Origin of the sequence: Mesonia algae (assembly GCF_003253545.1) — a bacterium.
Taxonomy (GTDB): Bacteria; Bacteroidota; Bacteroidia; order Flavobacteriales; family Flavobacteriaceae; genus Mesonia; species Mesonia algae.
The window spans coordinates 304,026-323,045 of sequence record NZ_QKYV01000003.1; the positions used below are offsets into that span (position 1 = coordinate 304,026).

16 protein-coding genes are annotated in these 19,020 nt (G+C 33.5%); all 16 read right to left on the minus strand.

Annotated features, from left to right (window positions below; genetic code table 11):
• The 16 genes from LX95_RS06795 to sov all read right to left on the minus strand — a co-directional run bounded on the left by LX95_RS06795 (position 1) and on the right by sov (position 18,981).
• Complete coding sequence (locus tag LX95_RS06795) at positions 1 to 1,245, minus strand: ABC transporter permease (RefSeq protein ID WP_111540689.1); 1,245 nt, start codon at positions 1,243 to 1,245, stop codon at positions 1 to 3.
• Positions 1,238 to 1,939: an ABC transporter ATP-binding protein gene (locus LX95_RS06800; RefSeq protein WP_111540690.1), complete on the minus strand. Its 702-nt coding sequence runs from the start codon at positions 1,937 to 1,939 to the stop codon at positions 1,238 to 1,240. The genes LX95_RS06795 and LX95_RS06800 overlap by 8 nt, the downstream gene beginning before the upstream one ends.
• 111 nt (positions 1,940 to 2,050) lie before the next feature.
• Positions 2,051 to 2,236: a hypothetical protein gene (locus LX95_RS06805; RefSeq protein ID WP_111540816.1), complete on the minus strand. Its 186-nt coding sequence runs from the start codon at positions 2,234 to 2,236 to the stop codon at positions 2,051 to 2,053.
• 47 nt (positions 2,237 to 2,283) lie between these two features.
• A complete protein-coding gene (locus tag LX95_RS06810) occupies positions 2,284 to 2,820 on the minus strand; it encodes a DUF420 domain-containing protein (RefSeq protein ID WP_111540691.1) in 537 nt (178 codons plus the stop codon).
• 7 nt (positions 2,821 to 2,827) lie between these two features.
• Positions 2,828 to 3,448 (minus strand): SCO family protein, encoded by a 621-nt coding sequence (locus LX95_RS06815; RefSeq protein ID WP_111540692.1) that lies wholly within the window; start codon positions 3,446 to 3,448, stop codon positions 2,828 to 2,830.
• A 3-nt stretch (positions 3,449 to 3,451) separates the two neighbouring features.
• On the minus strand, positions 3,452 to 4,090 hold the full coding sequence (locus LX95_RS06820) for a hypothetical protein (protein WP_111540693.1): 639 nt from the start codon (positions 4,088 to 4,090) through the stop codon (positions 3,452 to 3,454).
• 78 nt (positions 4,091 to 4,168) lie between these two features.
• Positions 4,169 to 4,534 carry a cytochrome C oxidase subunit IV family protein gene (locus LX95_RS06825; RefSeq protein WP_111540694.1) on the minus strand — a complete coding sequence of 122 codons (366 nt, stop codon included), beginning with the start codon at positions 4,532 to 4,534 and terminating at the stop codon, positions 4,169 to 4,171.
• A 20-nt stretch (positions 4,535 to 4,554) separates the two neighbouring features.
• Positions 4,555 to 5,541, minus strand: a complete 987-nt coding sequence (locus tag LX95_RS06830; RefSeq protein WP_111540695.1) for a cytochrome c oxidase subunit 3 — start codon at positions 5,539 to 5,541, stop codon at positions 4,555 to 4,557.
• Positions 5,542 to 5,586: 45 nt separating this feature from the next.
• Entirely contained in the window at positions 5,587 to 6,168 is a 582-nt protein-coding gene (locus LX95_RS06835; protein WP_111540696.1) for a cytochrome c oxidase subunit 3, read from the minus strand.
• Positions 6,159 to 7,061 (minus strand): heme o synthase, encoded by a 903-nt coding sequence (cyoE, locus tag LX95_RS06840; protein WP_111540697.1) that lies wholly within the window; start codon positions 7,059 to 7,061, stop codon positions 6,159 to 6,161. The genes LX95_RS06835 and cyoE overlap by 10 nt, the downstream gene beginning before the upstream one ends.
• A gap of 85 nt (positions 7,062 to 7,146) precedes the next feature.
• The gene (locus LX95_RS06845) at positions 7,147 to 9,282 is read right to left on the minus strand and encodes a gliding motility protein RemB (RefSeq protein ID WP_245924733.1); all 2,136 of its coding nucleotides are present in this window, start codon (positions 9,280 to 9,282) and stop codon (positions 7,147 to 7,149) included.
• A gap of 79 nt (positions 9,283 to 9,361) precedes the next feature.
• The gene (locus LX95_RS06850) at positions 9,362 to 10,081 is read right to left on the minus strand and encodes an energy transducer TonB (protein WP_111540698.1); all 720 of its coding nucleotides are present in this window, start codon (positions 10,079 to 10,081) and stop codon (positions 9,362 to 9,364) included.
• A 123-nt stretch (positions 10,082 to 10,204) separates the two neighbouring features.
• The gene (locus LX95_RS06855; protein ID WP_111540699.1) at positions 10,205 to 10,924 is read right to left on the minus strand and encodes an energy transducer TonB; all 720 of its coding nucleotides are present in this window, start codon (positions 10,922 to 10,924) and stop codon (positions 10,205 to 10,207) included.
• A 52-nt stretch (positions 10,925 to 10,976) separates the two neighbouring features.
• The gene (locus tag LX95_RS06860; protein WP_111540700.1) at positions 10,977 to 11,393 is read right to left on the minus strand and encodes a VanZ family protein; all 417 of its coding nucleotides are present in this window, start codon (positions 11,391 to 11,393) and stop codon (positions 10,977 to 10,979) included.
• Positions 11,359 to 11,739: a glycine cleavage system protein GcvH gene (gene gcvH, locus LX95_RS06865; protein WP_111540701.1), complete on the minus strand. Its 381-nt coding sequence runs from the start codon at positions 11,737 to 11,739 to the stop codon at positions 11,359 to 11,361. Before gcvH ends, LX95_RS06860 begins: the two co-directional genes overlap by 35 nt.
• Before the next feature lie 30 nt (positions 11,740 to 11,769).
• Positions 11,770 to 18,981: a T9SS outer membrane translocon Sov/SprA gene (sov, locus tag LX95_RS06870; RefSeq protein ID WP_111540702.1), complete on the minus strand. Its 7,212-nt coding sequence runs from the start codon at positions 18,979 to 18,981 to the stop codon at positions 11,770 to 11,772.
• Between the last annotated feature and the right edge of the window lie 39 nt (positions 18,982 to 19,020).

Below are 19,020 nucleotides of genomic sequence, written 5' to 3' on the forward strand. Positions count from 1 at the left end.
CTATTCGTCTCTTAAGGCTATAATGGGTTTAATTCTAGCCGCTCTCCAGGCTGGGAAAAATCCGGCGAAAGCTCCTGCAACTATCAATATAATTACTGTAGTTATGGCAATTTGAAAATTAACTGAAGGATTAGCTATAAATTCAGTTTCTACCATAGGACCTACAAATTCTAAAAGCACTAAACCTAAGAACAAGCCTAAGAAACCTGCTATTGCCGTGACAAAAATGGATTCATGTAAAATCATCGTCACAATAGATAAAGGTTGCGCTCCTAATGCTTTTCTAATTCCTATTTCTTTTGTGCGTTCCTTTACGATAATAAGCATAATATTACTCACCCCTATAACTCCTGCTAATATGGTAGCGATACCTACAAACCAAAAGAACATTTTAATCATTCCCATAAGGTCATAAAATCGTTTTGCATTTTCTAAAGAGTTATTTACTGAAATAGCACTTTCATCTTGTGGTGCTACATCATGAGTTTCTTTAAGTTGTTTTTCAATTTTATCTGAAAAGTCTACGGAAGCAGCAGTTGCCTTTTCAAAATTATCTTCCATAGGTAAACTAAAGGACAAAAAATTAACTCGATTTGCTCCACTGAAAACTTTTTGTGCTGTTGATATAGGCACAAAAACTCTTGATTCTTCTCTTTCTCCTCCCGGATCTGAGTAAACCCCTACCACTTTAAAATTTACTCCAGAAACTTTAACGTACTTGCCAATAGCATCTTGATCTTTGAATAGATCATCATTCACTTTTTTACCAATTACAACACTTTTAGTACTGTTATCAATATCTAAAGTATTAATATGCCTTCCTTTAATAAGTGTTTGATTTTCTAGAAATTGATAGTCTGGATAAACACCTTCTACTCGATAACTACCAGATTCTTTTTTATAAGTCACCATCCCTCCCCAAATTCGGTAAACCGATGACTTATATTCAAGTTCATCTTTATGCAGTTTGGTAATATGGTCGTAATCTTTATTGCGAAGCTGAATGACCCTTCCAGGATTCATTCCTTTATATTCTACAGAGGTAACTCCCGTCCACACAAAAATGACATTGGCAGCATCATCTTGAAATTGAGACGAAATTCCATTTTGCATTCCCTGGCTTACTCCTAGTAAAATTACTAGTATAAATATTCCAGAAAGCACCGATAATCCCGTAAGAAAAGTCCTTAGCTTGTTTTTGCTAATGGTTTCAAATATTTCTTCCCAACGCTCTAAATTAAACATGGTCTTTGGCTCTTACTTGTTCTACATAAGAGTCATCTATAATTACACCATCTTTTAGGTTTACAATACGCTTGGTCATGTGCGCAATATCATCTTCGTGGGTAACGACCAAAATGGTTTTTCCTTCATCGTTAATACCTTGAATTAAATCCATCACTTCATAAGAGGTTTTTGTATCTAGAGCCCCTGTAGGTTCATCGGCTAACAAAACTTTAGGATCACTAGCTAAAGCTCTTGCAATAGCCACCCTTTGTTTTTGACCTCCAGAAAGCTCATTAGGCAAATGCTTTGCCCAAGGTGCCAAACCTACTTTCTCTAAATAAGCCATAGATCTATCTAAACGCTCTCCCCGACTTACTCCTTGATAATATAAAGGCATAGCTACATTATCTAAAGCTGTTTTATAATTTATAAGATTAAAGGATTGAAAGATGAAACCTAAGAATTTGTTTCTATATCTTGCTGCAATTTTTTCATTAAGATTTTTAATAGGCACATTATCTAACATATATGAACCTGTATCTGCTTCATCTAACATACCCAAAATATTAAGTAAGGTAGACTTCCCAGATCCTGAAGAACCCATAATAGAAACTAGTTCGCCTTCTTTAACATTAAAGTTGATTCCTTTTAAAACGTGCAATGAAGTTGCACCTGTTTTATATGATTTATGAAGATCTTTAATTTCTATCATCTGGTTAATTTTTCTTCTTCGGAAAGAAGTAGTTACCCATATGACTTGCAAAAAGGAAAATAGTTACAATTAAAGTGTTACAGAAATGTTAAATTTAACATTTCTATTATACTACTTATTAGTTCTCATTAGTCTGTAAATTGCAAAACCTACTCCAGCAACTAAGATGTAAGGAAAAACCATGAGATACATTATACCGTCATTAATTGCTTCCGCAGCACCTCCATCTGCCTCACTTTCTAATACAGCTCTACACATGGAACATTGTGCATAGACCGTATTAAAAGCTACAGACATACAAACAATAAGTAAAAAGGAAATTATTTTTTTCATCTTATCTTGTTTTAATAATAAGGTAACATAAATAAATAAACCAATACACCCGTTACAGATACGTATAACCAAATTGGATATGTCCAACGTGCAATTTTTCTATGTTTTGCATACTCTTTTGTTAAACCTCTATACATCGTAAACAATACTAACGGTACAATAATAGCAGACAGCATTATATGTGTAATTAAGACGAAAAAATAAATGGGCCTTAAAAAACCTTCGCCGGCATAGGGAGTTGGATCGTTACTTATTTTTGAGATCACGTAGCTTACTAAAAAAATTGAAGACAAGAAAAATGCAGTAATCATAACGTTACGATGTAATTTTCTTTCTCCTCTTCTAATAAAAATATAGCCTGCAATTAATAATACAGAAGTGGCTCCGTTAAGAATAGCATGAAAGAAAGGATAAGTCCCCATATCTAAACCAAAAATATCATAGCGTGCAGGTAAATTCATTAACACCAAAACTGCTAAAGGAATAACTATAGATAGTATAATAATAACAGGGACAGCTACTCTATCTGATTTCTTTAATGTATTCATATTTCAACTATAATAAGTTCTTAATGTCTTCCTTTAACTTCTCCAGATCTTTTTTATCTAAACCATTGTAGAAAGCTATAGGGTTTCCAAAATCGTCATACCTAGACCGTATTACACCTTCCTGATCTACGAGAGCAAAATAACCCGAATGCTCAAAATTACCTTCTATATCTTTATTCTCTGCTGCATATAGATTAAATCCCTTATTAGCTAATTCATAAATCGCTTCTCTATCTCCTGTAAGCATATGCCAATTAGGAATAGCCACACCATATTTTTCGGCGTAAGCCTTAAGAACTTCTGGAGTATCATATTCTGGATTAATGCTAAAAGAAGCAATTCCGAAATTTGGATTTCCATAAAACTCGTCTTGAATCTTAATCATATTTTCATTCATCTTAGGACAAATGGTTGGGCAGGTAGTAAAAAAGAATTCAGCTACGTATACTTTCCCTTCATAATCTTGATTAGTAATTACCTTACCGTATTGGTTAGTGAAGGAAAAAGAGGGAACTGTACCAATTTCGGCCATGTCTGGAGCACTAACCTTATCTATAATTTTTGGTACTGCCCAAATTCCAAAAACAAGGACTACCAAAGAAATACCTATGTATGAATAGTTTTTCATCACTTACTTATTATACTTTTTCAAAGCTAATCTATATTCAGCTAAAATTACTTTTACATCATCATCCATTACGTTATTTAATTCAGCTACCGAACTCGTATTGTAACCATAATTTTCGATTTTAGATGGATCTTCTTCATCGGTTCTTCCTCTTAAGTTCAGTTTTTTATCAATGATAAATGCATGGGGATTAGATAAGTCGGAATCTAATTTTAAGGTTGTATTTAAACTAGAAAATAAAGTATTAATTTTTTCAGCGGAAGCGAAAGCAAAATTCCACTTTTTAGTATCAATAGTTGTAGCTAAATCTTTTTCTAAGTCTAATGCGGCTTGCTCCTGACCTTTTTTAGCAACAACTACAAATTGAAAATCTTTAAATTGATGGTTTTTATCGTAGATCTTTTCATTTAGATTAAAAGCGTTACCTTCTCTCTTGCTGATATTATCACCAAAAAATATTAGGATCGTAATTTTATCTTTAAATTGAAGTGGCTTTTGATTTACGGAAGAGAAACCTGTTAGCTCATTCACATTTTGAGTGATAACCGGAAGTTTAGCAAAATTATTAACCCCAGAGGAGAAAAAAAGATAGGCCAAAATTGGAAGTGCAAAGAGCACAAAAAGAACTGTATATTTTTTCATTTTTGCTATGATACTTATGGGTATGCAAAAATAAAAAAGGCGGTTTTAATAAACCGCCTTTTTTTGTGTTTTAACTTTTTAGAAGTTCCAAGAAATATAACCTCCTTTATAAACTTCGTAAATATAATCTCCTTCAGTAAGAAGAATAAAAACTAAATATGCTACTAAGAAGACTCCGGTCCAAACTACAGATCTTCTTAAACCTTTAGATTCATGCTCCATATGCATAAAGGACCAAGTAATTAAATATGCTTTGTATATGGTCAATACAATAAATATCCAGTTTAATAAAGACATATAAATAAAACTAGTCTTTATTAAAAATTCTGGTTTTATAATTCCTAAAATAACTTCTACTATAGTTACTACAGATAGGATTGCGAAAACTGACCAAATTTTCTTTGTTGCCGAACCTTCGTGCTGATGAGTTGCGTCGTGTGCCATTTCTTTAATTCTTTTTTATATTAAACTAAGTAGAAGAATGTAAATACAAATACCCAAACTAAATCTACAAAGTGCCAATATAGACCTACTTTTTCTACCATTTCGTAGCTATTTCTTCTTTCATAAGTTCCTAAGATCACGTTGAAGAATATAATGATATTAATCAATACTCCAGTTAAAACGTGAAACCCGTGAAAACCTGTTATAAAGAAAAAGAAATCTGCGAACAATGGCGGACCATATTCATTATGTGTTAAGTTAGCTCCTTCTACCACTCCAACTGCATGTTGATCAAGCATTGCAAGTGACTTTTCTCTAGTTAAAATGGTTTTTGCTCCATTTTCATCCAGCATTTGAGTTCTAACAAGTAAATTCTCTTTAGTTTTAAAACCTTCTTTTATTTCATCTATAGAGTAGGTTGTAAGCTCTGCATCATCTCCTACAAACCAAAGTCCATTTTTTCTTTCGTGAGCTACTCTATCTTCTTTTAAGGTTGTTGCAACATCATGCAGGGCTACTCGCTCTCCATTTGAATCAACAAATTGAAGAATTTGACCTCCTCTAGTTTCTACAGCACCGTACTCACCTTTTATAAAGTTTTTCCACTCCCAAGCTTGAGAACCTAAGAAAATTACTCCTCCAATAATGGTTAAAAACATGTAAAGAGTCACCTTTGCTTTTTTCATATGGTGACCAGCATCTACTGCCAATACCATAGTTACAGAAGAAAAGATTAAGATAAAGGTCATCAATGCCACGTAATACATTGGAGCATCTACCCCGTGCATAAATGGAAAGTGATTAAATACTTCGTCGGCGATTGGCCAAGAATCTAGAAACTTAAATCTAGAGAACCCATAAGACGCCAAAAATGCAGAAAACGTTAAAGCATCTGAAGTGATAAAAAACCACATCATCATTTTTCCGTAGCTCGCCTTTAAAGGAGATTTTGAGCCTCCTCCCCAAGTTTTGCCTTCGGTTCCTGTTCTAACAACAGTAGCTTCCATAAAAAGAAATTAATGTTAAATATTACGCAAAAATAGTTATTTTTCTTATCTAAAGAAATATAAAAACAAAAACAGGTACAGCCACAAGGCATCAATAAAATGCCAAAAGGTCGCACCCAGTTCTATACCAAGCATTTGACCGACTTTATAACGCTGTTTAGAATTGTTATAAATTACAACAAACAATACAATAATCCCAGCAAAGATATGAGCTAAGTGAGCCATTACCACCAAATATATAAATGATGTAGTAATAGTACTTGCACTCCCAGTGAAATAATATCCGTTTTCTAAGATTTGACTAAAGCCTTCAAATTGTAAATAAATAAAAGCCAACCCTAAAACTAATGTAATCCCTAATAGACTAGTCCCTCGTTTATAGGAGCCAGACTTAATCGCTTTTTTAGCAAAATGAAAGGTAAAACTACTTACCAAAACGATTATGGTACTATAGATAAAAGCACTAGGCAATTGAAAGTCTTTTAACCAATCTGGTCTATTCTTACTTACTACATAAGCACTCGTTAGACCCGCAAACATCATCCCCATGCTAATGATCCCAAACCAAAGCATCATTTTCTTTGATCTTTCAATCTTTTCTTTTTCTGTTCCTTGAGTTAAATCCATATTCTTATATATTTATCTAATACATAAATTATTTGTAACAAAGTAATATATGAAACGCTAGCAAACATTAATTTTTTTGCTGAAATCTCATCTCGATTTTTATATAGTTTGTAGGCATAATAAAGCATACCTAAACCTAAAATAAGTATTAAAATTCCTGAAACAGGTGTTAAGTACAGCCTACCTGTAACTCCAAAAACAGGTATTAAAGAAACCGCTATAGTCCAAATTGTATATAAAATAATTTGAATTGCAGTACCCCTATCTCTTTTCCCTGTAGGAAGCATAAAAAAACCTCCTCTTTTATAATCATTATACAACCACCAGCCCAAAGCCCAAAAATGAGGAAATTGCCAAAAAAATTGAATCATAAACAAGGTTCCCGATTCTATACTAAAATCATTAGTTGCAGCAACCCAACCTAACATAAAAGGAATTGCCCCAGGAAAAGCTCCTACAAATACTGATAGTGGTGTTTTGGTTTTTAAAGGGGTATATATACTCACATATAAAAAGATAGAAATAGCACCAAACATTGCAGTCACCGGATTGATGATATACAGCACCAATAAACCAAGTATGGTAAACGTAAAAGCTATAAATAACGCTTTTTTAACTGACATTCTCCCTGATGGAATTGGCCTATTTTTAGTTCTATCCATCAACACATCTAAATCCTTTTCAATAACTTGATTAAATGCATTAGAAGCGCCCACCATCATATATCCTCCTACAGCCAGAAGCAACAACTCAACAAAGTCTATAACTTCTGCTCCCAAAAAATATCCCGCAACCGAAGAAAAAACCACACTTACAGCCAAACGCATTTTGGTGATTTCCTTGAAGTCTGAAATAAGATCTACAGACTGATTATTTGTGATGGCTTTACTCAAAAAATAAAATATTTTGGAGTGCAAAGATACTGTTTAAAACCCTTTTAACAAGCGTCTTTTATTGTTAAATATTTTTGAGGAGAGATTAAAAATCATAATACCAATTAAACAAATCTGTTCTAAACCCAAAATTAACCCAAGTGGTATTTTCTACAAGGTTAAGTTCTGTATTACTAATGGTAGGTGATAGATTCCGCTGTATTAAACTGGTATAAATTTTCAAGTTTGTAGCAGGATTTACCAAATAACCTAATTCTAATTCTGCATAAGTAAAATTAGCTTTATTCCCTTGGTATAGTTCATTTCCTTTATCTGCAATTCTATCATCTTCAGTTCCGTAAATATCTCCACCATAGAAAGGATCTTTATCTAAAGTGATTTCGTAGCCTTTTGCTCCAAACATAAATTTAGCTTGCCCGTACCACCTATTTAACCGGTACCTAGCAATAGCTATAGTTTCGCTAAAATTTGAACCTCTAATATGAGCCATAGGCTGATTATTGTGTCCATAATTTAAGGTCACCGTGTTATGCGAATAAGTATAAGGGCGTACACGATTATACTCTAATTGCAAATAGAGATTATCAATTTTAAATGCATTAAAATATTTTAACCCTAATTGATAGCCTAACTTATTTTTATAACTATTCTCTCCCCCTATAACATCCTTAGAAGAAAACTCATCTATCATTAATTGCCCATATGCGTTTAATTGATTGGATATTTTGTATTTATATGCTAGACCTATTAAAGCATTCCCTCCTCTAGAACCCGTTGAAAACTCAATAGCTCGATAAAATATAATTGGATTTAAGTAATTTAAATCAAAACCTCGGTCGTTATCATTTTCCCATAAAACAGATTCAAATAAACCAATGTTTAGACGTTTAGTGATATTATAACTTAAATAATGCGTTGCCATATATTTAGTTCTAAAAGAACCGCTGTCTGTTACTTCTGGACGAATGTCTCGCAAAGACATCCACGTATTGGTATACTTAAATTTCCAGAAGGTAGTATTAATTTTGAAATATGGGTACGGACTTGCCACATCACTCATTAATAACGAACGATAACCATCACCAATAAAATTCTTCCCGTGACCAAATTGAAGGTTAAATGTTTCATTGGGAGAGTAAGAAATATAACCTTCTGCAATAGGATAATCGTAGGAATCTTCTTTAAAACTTTTTGCTATTCCCCTTGACGGAATTACAGCAGGATTCCCTCCATCTGGACGAATAGATTCTGCATAATTATTAAAGTAACGAGCAAACCTTCCTTGACTTTCATATACTGCTGCATAGAAATTTATGGTTTTACCAATTCCTCCTTGTACTACCGCAGCACGAGTATTATTATAGGTACTTCCAAAATCAGCGCCAAAATCTTTACCTACTTGCAAATCTGCAGCTACATCTGCGGTAAACCAATAATTTTCTCCCTGAAGTCTTACAAGATGTTCGTTAAAAAATTTGCGATGTAACCAAGAATCTCCTTCTAATTCTAGCTTTTTATTTTCCTCTTTAAAATTATAATACTTGTTTACTGTTTGGTAAAGAAATGGTTTTGTCGCAGTATGAGAATTAGTCCCCACTCGGTTCAACTCAGAATCAAACCGACTATACACTTCGTGAGAAAACGGTATATTTATTTTACTCTCAAACTCACGATATTCATACTTTTTATATGCTTTTTCCACATCGGCATACTCGGCGGATTCTCTATCATCTATTTTCTTCGCGCTTTTATTTCCGCCTTGAGCGAAACTATCATCTTGCTCTAAATTAATATCGTTTCCACCTGAAAAAGGAACATAAATAGGATATCTAAACTGAATATATGCGGGTTTACCATTATAAGTCGCAGGTTTGATCACAGGGAGTTCTAAGAATACTCTAGTCACTTCTTGCTTTAAATCTCCATTTATAGCATCTACGTACAAAACTTTAAATTCCCCCTCCTTAGTAACCTCAAATAATACAGTCACGTTTCCCGAATAATCATCTTTAGCTAGATTTTCTGGTAACTGAAGATTCTCTTTTACAAATAGATTAAGAGTTTGCTTAAAACAGTTTTCTTGCTGCTCTAAGCTCACATTTTCACATGCTTCAAATATTGGATATTGTTCTACATCAGAAATTAATATTTGCGCTTTCGCGGAAATCACTACATATAAAGTAAAGAAAAGAACAAAAAAATTACGCATAGTTTCGGTCATAAATTTGGTCGAAATATACGTAAAACTATTTTTAAAACGGTAAAACCATAAGCTTTACCGTTACACTCTTTTGATAAGTTTACTTAATATGAAATATAATAGGAAGACTGTATCTTACCGACACCTTTTTATCTTGTTGCTGACCGGGTTGCATTTTTGGCAACAATTTTACCACTCTTTCAGCCTCATTAGAAAGCTCTTCATGAATCGATCTTGTTTTTATATTTTCAACCCAACCCTTATCATTTACCGTAAAAGTTACATAAATTCTTTGCTCCCCTCGTAAGTTAAGCTCGCCTGCTAGATCTCCGTCAAATTTCTTTTTAATTATTTTAGCGATTTGTGATGAAAAACAGGATTTAATTTCTTCTTGAGTCTCATAAATCTCACACCCAGGAAAAACTGGAGCCATTTCTACTTTTCTAAAATCTATATTTTCAATAGGTTTATCGATAGTTTGTTCAAACTCAATTTTCCCAGGATCATAATTAACAGGGTCATTAGGTTCAAAAGCCTCTACAATAGCAGGTTCTACAAAAGGCTTTTCCATTGGCTGTGTAGGTAGTTTTTTAGAAGTCTTATTTTCTTTTACAGGCTGCTTAACTTCTGGCTTCTCTTTAGGCATATGAAATACAAACGGCGTTTCTGCATCCAATTCTCTTGCATGAGCTGTTTCAGGCTTTAAAGTTTTCACTTCCGTTTTATTTTCAATTACAAAGATAGTCAGTAACAAAGCTGCAATTAAGCCTATTTGAAAGTATACGACATTACTTTTACGGGTAGGTTTGTTTTCTCTCATGACATCTTGATTTTATGTTATGAAACTACAAAATCAATAATATTGCCAAAAAATATATTTAAACAAAAAAAGCCTTTAATTTTTCAATTAAAGGCTTTGATATATAACAAGTTAAGTTTTTACTTAATCCTGTACTTGGAATATTATTGGTAAAGAATAAAGTACACCTACTGGCTTTCCTCTTTGTTTACCTGGAGTCATATTTGGTAGCATATTCACTACACGCTCAGCTTCCTTTTGAAGTCTTGGGTGAGGTGCTCTTGCTTGAACTCCTGTGATTTTTCCTTTATTATCAATTTTAAAACGTACGTAAACTCTATTTACTCCTGTAAGACCTAATTCTGATCCTAAGTCCGTATTAAATTTACTGTTGACAAAATCTTTAATCTTGTCACTCATACATTTCTTACGCTCATTATTGGTTTTGAATTTTTCACAACCAGGAAATAACGGAACATCTTCAATTGCTGTAAATGGAACATCTTCAATTACCTCTTCAGGAGCTTCTTCTACTTCTGCTACCTCAATAATAGGCTCATTTGTTACCTCAGTAGATTCAATTATTTCTTCCTCAATTTCCACATCATCCTCAACTACCTCAATAACTTCTGGTGCTGGTGGTGGTGGTGGTGGTGGTGGTGGTGGAGTTTTAATTTGCGTAATTGGCACATCTTCCTCATCTAGTTGATCAAACTGAACAACCCCTTGATCGATTGCCTCTTTATCGTAGGTTTTCCACTCGATGGCACGCCAAGTAATAAAAAGCATTAAAATAAGACCTAGTTGAAAAAAAAGAACACTTCTTTTCCCTAAATCTTTTTTTGGATTTTTCTTTGGTTCCATAATATAATTTTATCGAATTGCTAATGTAATTATTTTTTACAAAAAATATAAACTATTCGTTAGATTTAAAGTTTTGAACCCTCAATCTTAACATTAATGCCAAAATATAAGCTGTAAAAACTCCCAAGGTGTTAGCTAATACGTCTAGACTATCAATCGTCCTATAACTTGTCATCACATCTTGAAATATCTCAATAAGGATGCCAAAAGCAATTGCTAACAGCCCAATTATTAAAAAAGATTTCTTTTTGAGACCATTTTTCAAATTGCAACTAATATAATACAAGTACCATAATTTAGTCAATCCTAAATAAGCTACAAAATGAAAAACTTTATCTATTTGATTAAAATTAACTTTAGGCAATCCATCTGTACGCATTAAAGAAACATAAAGAATCCCCAAAGAGTAAAGAATCGCTAAAGATAACGTTAATCTAGGCGCCAATAAGTTCTTTATAAGCTTCTGCATCTAGCAAATCCTTTATCTGGTCTGGTTCAGTCATCCTAATTTTTACCATCCACCCATCTCCATAAGGATCTGTATTTACTTTTTCTGGCTCATCTTCTAAAGATTCATTAAACTCAATGATCTCTCCCGAAACTGGCAAGAAAAGGTCTGATACTGTTTTAACTGCTTCTACTGTTCCAAAAACTTCTTCTCTTTCTAAAGTTTCATCTACAGTTTCTACTTCTACGTATACAATATCTCCTAACTCTCCTTGTGCAAACTCTGTAATCCCTACGGTTACAATATCGCCTTCAATCTTAATCCACTCGTGATCTTTAGTATACTTTAATTCGCTAGGTGTACTCATTTTGTTGTTATTTAGTATGGTTGATATTTTTTAATTTCCAAAATTATACCTTAAGGTAAATCCAGATCTAATAGTGGTTTGAGGAAATGCTGTTGACACTGCATATTCAGAAAAACTATGATCGTAATAAAATATTGCGGTTAAGTTTTTTGAAAGTGAGTACTCTACATTGAAATTGAATCCCCAAATATCTTGACCTGAAGTTGTTTGACTATTATCAAATTCTAAATATCTTATAATAGTTTCATTTCTTCGGTAAGATAAATCTGCCTTAAAGATTAAATCACTTCTTATAATTCTTTGCTCTCCTGCTATTCTAGTTGCCAATCTAAGATCTCTTAAACGGTAACCTAATCCTAAAATATATTCATTTCCTTGAATCTCGGTCAGCAAATTATTGTCAAAACTAAGGGATAATTGTCTATCTTTCTTAATTTCTGCTAAAATTTTTACAGAGTTTTTCAACTCCATATCCACTTTCACTAACGGTGAAAACTGCTCTACAAGGTTAATGTTAGAAATTAAGAATGGATTTTTATAGTTTCCAGACTGATCCACATTATTTTCCCCGTAAGGATTCGCTCTATCAAAGTCTAAGTTACTCTGGAATTGATTTACATTATAAATAGATGTATATCCGTGCTGAACGCTAAATCGCTTAAATTTATCTTTAAACCATCCTAAACGCATTAATCCCGTATATTTTAAATTCCAGTTAGGTAATGGAGTGTCTCTAAAAACTCCTAAACTCACATCTTCTGCCTTACTTGTAGTATAAGCTGATAGGAATGCAGGCAGTAATACTGCTTGGCTGTTTCTACCAAAACCTTTAGGATATCCCGTTTCTTGATTGATATTATTAGGATCTGTTAAATCTATTCCGGCAGATGTAGCTAATCTATTTGCTATTTCTAATCTATTCTCTCTAAACTTTTCAAATGCTACCGATTGCTGATTATCACTTTTGCTAAAAGCAGAATTAATCATTATCGTAGAAATATTAAAGTTACCAAAAGTATTAGGCGTTAAAGATCTATACTGAAGATCTTGCTGATTTACTCGGTAATTCTCTGTGTAAGTTTCAGAATACAATCTATTAGCATTTAGATCTAACGTCAAATCTGGTATTAAATCTATATTAGCTTGGATACTTAAATTCTTACTTTCATTTTCAGTATACTGCTCATTAAACTCTTGGTAAGAGGTAAGCCATCCGCTAGCAGCCGCTTTCTCTCTAATATCTGCTTGGCTACCAAAAGTAAATCCTGCTGTAGGTTTTAATGTTCCTGCAAAACCAACATCGTTAGTATATCCTGGCAGGTAAATACCATTCGTTTCTTGATAGTTTAATGTTAACCTTTTTAAAGAAGTTATGATTCCAATACCTGTATTTAAAGCTTTATCACCTGCCGAAAGCGATGTGTCATCGCTAGCATTTGTAGCATCATCTTCAGCTTGACTTCTCGAAAATCCTAATTTATTTGCAGAACTACTTCTTTTCTCTTGAGCTCCAAACTGCGGACCTCTATTACTCGCTCTAGCTGGTCTCTTTTTAACCAATCCTAAATACTTATAAAGAGTATTCATCTCAAACGTTCCATTAATTTGGTGCGTATTTGAGTTTTGAATGGTATGACCAATATTTGGAATTCCTGGAAGATCATTTAATATTTCAGAACCTTTCTGCCATTGGAAATTTCCTGTATAAGAATATTGAGCTCTTATAAATTTTAGAAATGGAATTTTATCTAACGGCAAATCATAATTTAACTGAAAGCTTTGATAATGTTGATTTGGATTTCCTATTTCAAAAAAACCATCCCAAACTCCAATAGAATTATCTTGAACATTATCTTGATTAATGTAATTTCTTACAATACGATTATTAGAACTATTAAAGTTAAAACGAAGAGATTCCGTTAAGTTATGATTCACTGTATATTGCCAATCGAATGTATAATTTCTTTGATAAAGAGTAGGTAATCCTATAGATCCCGGAGGTAAATTAATCTCTCTGTACTGCTGCTCATTATATTGTCTAATAATATTAGAACTCGCTGAAATATTAGACGGTAAAGGATTAATATTAAAATCTTTAATAGGCCTATAATATTCACTACTATCTAAAAACTTAATGTTTTTAAAGGGTTCTAATTTTAAAGGTGCAAAAGCATAATCGTACGTAGCTCCAACATTTACATTTTGATCTAATGCATCTTTTATCTCAAAATCTCTATGATCTTCTTGATTATACGTACCTGAAAAAGAAAAGTTCTCCACGTCGTAAGGCATAGGTTTACGATCTTGATTGGTTCGATCTTTCCTTAAACCAATTACACTTACACTTTGTCTTTTAGTATAATCTTCTGCTCTTTCTTGCAACTCATCTTTTCTATCCTCATCTGCAGTATTATCTAATAAAGTTTCAAGCTCTAAATCTAAATATTCAGGATCATACTGTGGGGTTATAAGCTCTTCTCCTCTACTGTAGCTAAAAGGGATGTTAATTCCCCAATCTTTAGGAAGCAGTTGACCTACATTAATAGTACTTACAACATCATACTGTTTTACATCTTCTCTACTTCTTTGGTTTGGCCCTTGTTCTATAGACCCAAAACCAACTGTACTTCTTCTCCCCGTTGCCGAAACTGTAGCAAAATCAGCAAAATTGGTATCCATATTTAATACTGCAGCCCAACCTCCTTCATTCTTTAAATCAGATAAACGAAGTTCGTTAAACCAAACTTGCCCAGAGGCGTCTGTAGCTCCCGTATTTTTTAAACCCAACATAAGAACTCGAATGTTTCCAAAACTTGGGTTCCCCTTAATCCCCACTCTCAACTCTCCTGCATTACTGGAGTTTGACGGCGCTAAATCTGGAGTGAAAAAGTTAAGATCTATGGAGTTATATGAGCTACTCCCTATTACTAATGACTTTATTTGCTGAAGTAATTCCATAGGCAAATTCAAATCATTTTCTACGGGCCAAACAGCTCTAGGTTGTGTAGAGTTTTCATCACTTACCGTTAACGGAATTTCAATTTGGTAAAAGTTATCAGAAAAATCGGTTCCCATTCTAATAAATGCAGTCAATTCACCATCCATTAAAGTGGGTGATGGAAAAGGTAAACTCTCGGCGTGTAAAAACATTTCTAAGTTTTTATACTGTCGCATATCTACCTGAAAGTTTTTATAAACTCCTCTAGAATCTTGTGGCGCTAAATTCTTAACCGTTAAAGACAGAGATTGCTCATCTTCTCTAATGGTTTGATTGTTATTTACTAATTCTTCTCGAACAACACCTGGAGGAGTAACATAATCTGATGTTTGCTCTTCACTTACGGCAGCAACTTCTAAAGTAGTACTTGGTGTATTTTCAGGATCTGTTCCGTTAGGAATCAAAGCTTGATTGTATCTTCTATAATCTCCTCTAACCAAGTCTAAAGTACCAAAACGCAATACCACATCATCACTAAAACCAGATAAGAACATACGCATAAACCTCACAGATCTTAAATCGGCTATACCATTTACAGAGTATTCACTTTCTGTCCTTAACGGAATTTTAAACTGCACCCAACGAACATCCATCTCACTTCCGTTTTGAAGGGTTGTTGTAAGCGTCTTTACATCAGTAATATAATCGTTATCAATACCTGCTACAGAACTTGTATTATTATTAACTCCCATATCTCTAAAAACAGGAACTTCATACTCAAAGTAGCTGTCAATAGTATTCATGGTATTATCCCTATTTACATCTTCTACCGAAGGTATTGTAGTGTTACCTCTGTTATTTTGACCTACTTCTGTCGGTGAATTTCCCTGTGTACCATTATAGTTTCTATACCTATTAAGAATATCGCCATCTGCACTTAAATAATATTCGTAATTATCGTTTGCCGGATCTTCTAAACCTCCAAAACCTGAAAATTTTTGAGCCTCCGCCAAGTCATCTAAACCATCTAAACCTAAATCTTGATTAGTTCTTTGTTGCCCATCGGTATCAAAAGCATAAACTAAAGACTGACTAGAAGGCACTCTACCAAAAGCAGTTTCTAGGGTATTTCCTACATTTCCATCATCTGGCAAACCATTTTCATATTGTTTTCTTCCGTCTTTAAGTACATCTTCAGAAATACTACCTAAGTTAAAAGTAATTTTACCTTCATTTATGGTATTATTTTCTTCGTAGATAAAAGGATCCATTACCCAAAATTCAATAAACTCTACGTTAGATTGCTCAAAATTGGTAGTGGTAATTTCTCGCATGATACCCCCAAAATTATCTGTTGGGTTAGGCAGTTGATTGCTTCCTGCTGCCGCTGGATTAAAGTTATATTGACCACGAGAATCTGGATCAAAATTTAGATCTAAAGTGTAAATTGCTTGCGCCTGACCTTGTATAATATCTGTATTTGGAAAAATTTCATCTATAAAAACTCTTCTTGTAGCATAGGTTGAAAGATCTTCATCACTTATTCCGCTTGGACGCTGATTGGTATAAAATATAGGATCTATAGAGTACCAATTAAGTTTAGCTCTTTTGTAAGCCGAAGCCAAATCATTATTTGCTCTTTCTCCTCCAAAACCAATTGGTGCACTAGAGAGTGACCAAGAGAGCGGTGTCATGATTGAAATAGAAGTTTGTGATGCTTCAAAATCATCTACATAAGAAGTTGCTACACCATTAAAATCATTTCCTTTAGGGGAACCTGGCTGTAAATAGGCAAACTCACCTCTTACAGAAAAATTCGACTCCACGTCAGTATCTATATTCGGAAGTTTATTAACAAGCCTTGTGAAGAAAGGAACCTCTGTAGAATAATTAATGTTAAAACCATACATAGAATTATTAATAGGCTCGTAGCTATAGTTAGCTTTTTGAGTTAATGGTCTTTCGTTAAGATTAAGATAAGTACCACCTATTAAAAAGTTTTCATTAAACTGATGCTGAATATCAATTCCCGTAAATCGTTTGGTTTGTTGACCGAATAATGCATTATTTTCTGTAGAAACTTGAATAGGAGTATCTGAAGCCAATAAAGCTTCATCTAAAATCTTAACTCTACCCAATTGATAATCTACCGTATAATCTACACCTTCTTGTAGTACCCTACCTCCAGCAGTTACCGTTACAGATCCTTGAGGAACATTAAAAGCTCCAATAGGAATCCCATCTTGACCGCTTGATTTATAACTTCCTTTTAACTGAAATTTATTTTTATCTGCCTGCTCTTGTTCTGCCTGTGTTTTTGTCGTGTTATAAAGTGACCCAAACACATATTTGGTTTGATTTCCATTATAAGTATTTGGATTATCATAATCCTCTGGTCCACCATTTGGAGTAGTATCTAATTTATCAAATAAATATTCTCCAAAAGGCTCAACCGATGTAAATATAATCCTACCATTTTGAGGATCTATGGTTAAACCTGGCACATAATCAAAGAAACCATCTCCATCGACTACAGGGTCATTATTTAAATTTAAATTATCTAAATTAAAAACCTGCAATAAGTTTTTATCTTCTACATCTTGAGGTAATGGGGTCGATGAATTAGGCGCTTGACTTATGTAATTAAGTGGTTGCGGATCTGTATATAAAATATTAAATCGAAAATCTTCCTTTTCTAATTGAAAAGCATCCAAACTATAGATGTTTTTCATCATTAAGTCCCAAATAGGTTCATTAACATTAGTAATTGGGCTCTTTAAAAGCTTAACTACTAAGTTTTGATTAATCGCTATTGAATTTTGATTATTGGGGTCATTTGGATCATTTGGGTTTGCATTAGGATTGGTCCCAGATTGGGTAGCTTGTACTCCATCATTTGCAAATTCTCCTACCTGATACACTTGCCCGTTAACCGTATATTGAAAGGCAACTGCTAAAATTTCATCATTATTGATTCTTTGATTCAAAGAAACATAACCTAGTTGCGTATTTAACGTATATTCATTAGGATCTAATTGTCTTGCATTTTCTAATTTAGCATAATCTACACCTTCATCTACACTCGTAGAATTAGAACCAAAACCTTGATCTACCGTTGATATATCTCTAATAGCTGGTGTTAAAACAGATTGTTGTGGCCCAGTAATTCCTAACGGGTTAAAGTCATTGTTTGAGTTACTAGGGTAAGCACCTGGAGTCGAATTTAAAAAACTGGCAAACCCAGGAGGTGTCACAGGATTTCCGTTTTGATCGAGCAAAACCCCTACGTTATCTGGATTAGATTCCCCTAAATCTTGAATCGCTACAATATTTCTAGCATTGGTTAATGCTTGTGTAGAGTTAGTTCTATTGGTTACCCAGATTTGTAATCTAGTTACCTGAATATTACTATTTATAAAAGGATAGTTTTGAAGCGACTGGTTGTATTGATCTCTAAAGTAATGCGCTAAAAAGAAGTGCCTATTCTCATCATAATCTAAAATAAACTTCTCAAATTCTTGAACCGCGCCTCCTCCTTGAATATTAGTGGTTTGTCTTTCTGAATTTTGCTCAGAGAAAACACCTGTAACGGTAGTTTTACCAAACTGAAGTTGCGTTTTAACACCAAATAAACTTTGCGCCCCCTGCATTAAAGAACTATTAAGTGGCATACTTACATTACCGACTTCTATTTTTCTTACAATATCATCTTCATCTGGCGTATAATCTAACTTAATTTGATTTTGAAAATCAAACGTAGACTCCGTATCGTAATTTGCATTTACTTCTAAACGCTTCCCAACCTTACCCAATAAGCTTAAGCTGATACGCTGATTAAAATCGAATGTAAAATTACTTCGGTTACGAGGCGAAAGTGCAGGATTATCTTGCTTAGTATACAAAACTCCTAAATCTACTTCTACAGAACCTTGAGGAATCACTTCTATTTCACTACCTCCAAATATTGTTTCAAAGAAACTATTATTAACATAAAATATAGGCAATAGGTTTCTTTGTTCTTCTTCAGCATTTTCACTTCTCCCCGCAACTGCATCAGATTTTTGTTTAAAATAATCCTTCATCTGTTCCTGAAGAATCAAATCCCTATACTCTTCTGGCGTTAAAACCATTGGATACTCAACATTTACACGTCCAATTTTTTCAGTATAAATATACCTATCTAAAATAGGGTCATACGTATATTTTTGTTCAATGCCACTAGGGTTTGCCAGTTGAATATTTCCTGTAGAGTAACCCGTTTTTGTAGAGTCTTGTGAAGTTTCATTTTCTTCTTGGCTATACATAAAAGTACAGCTTAACAAGAAAAAAATAAGTATATAATT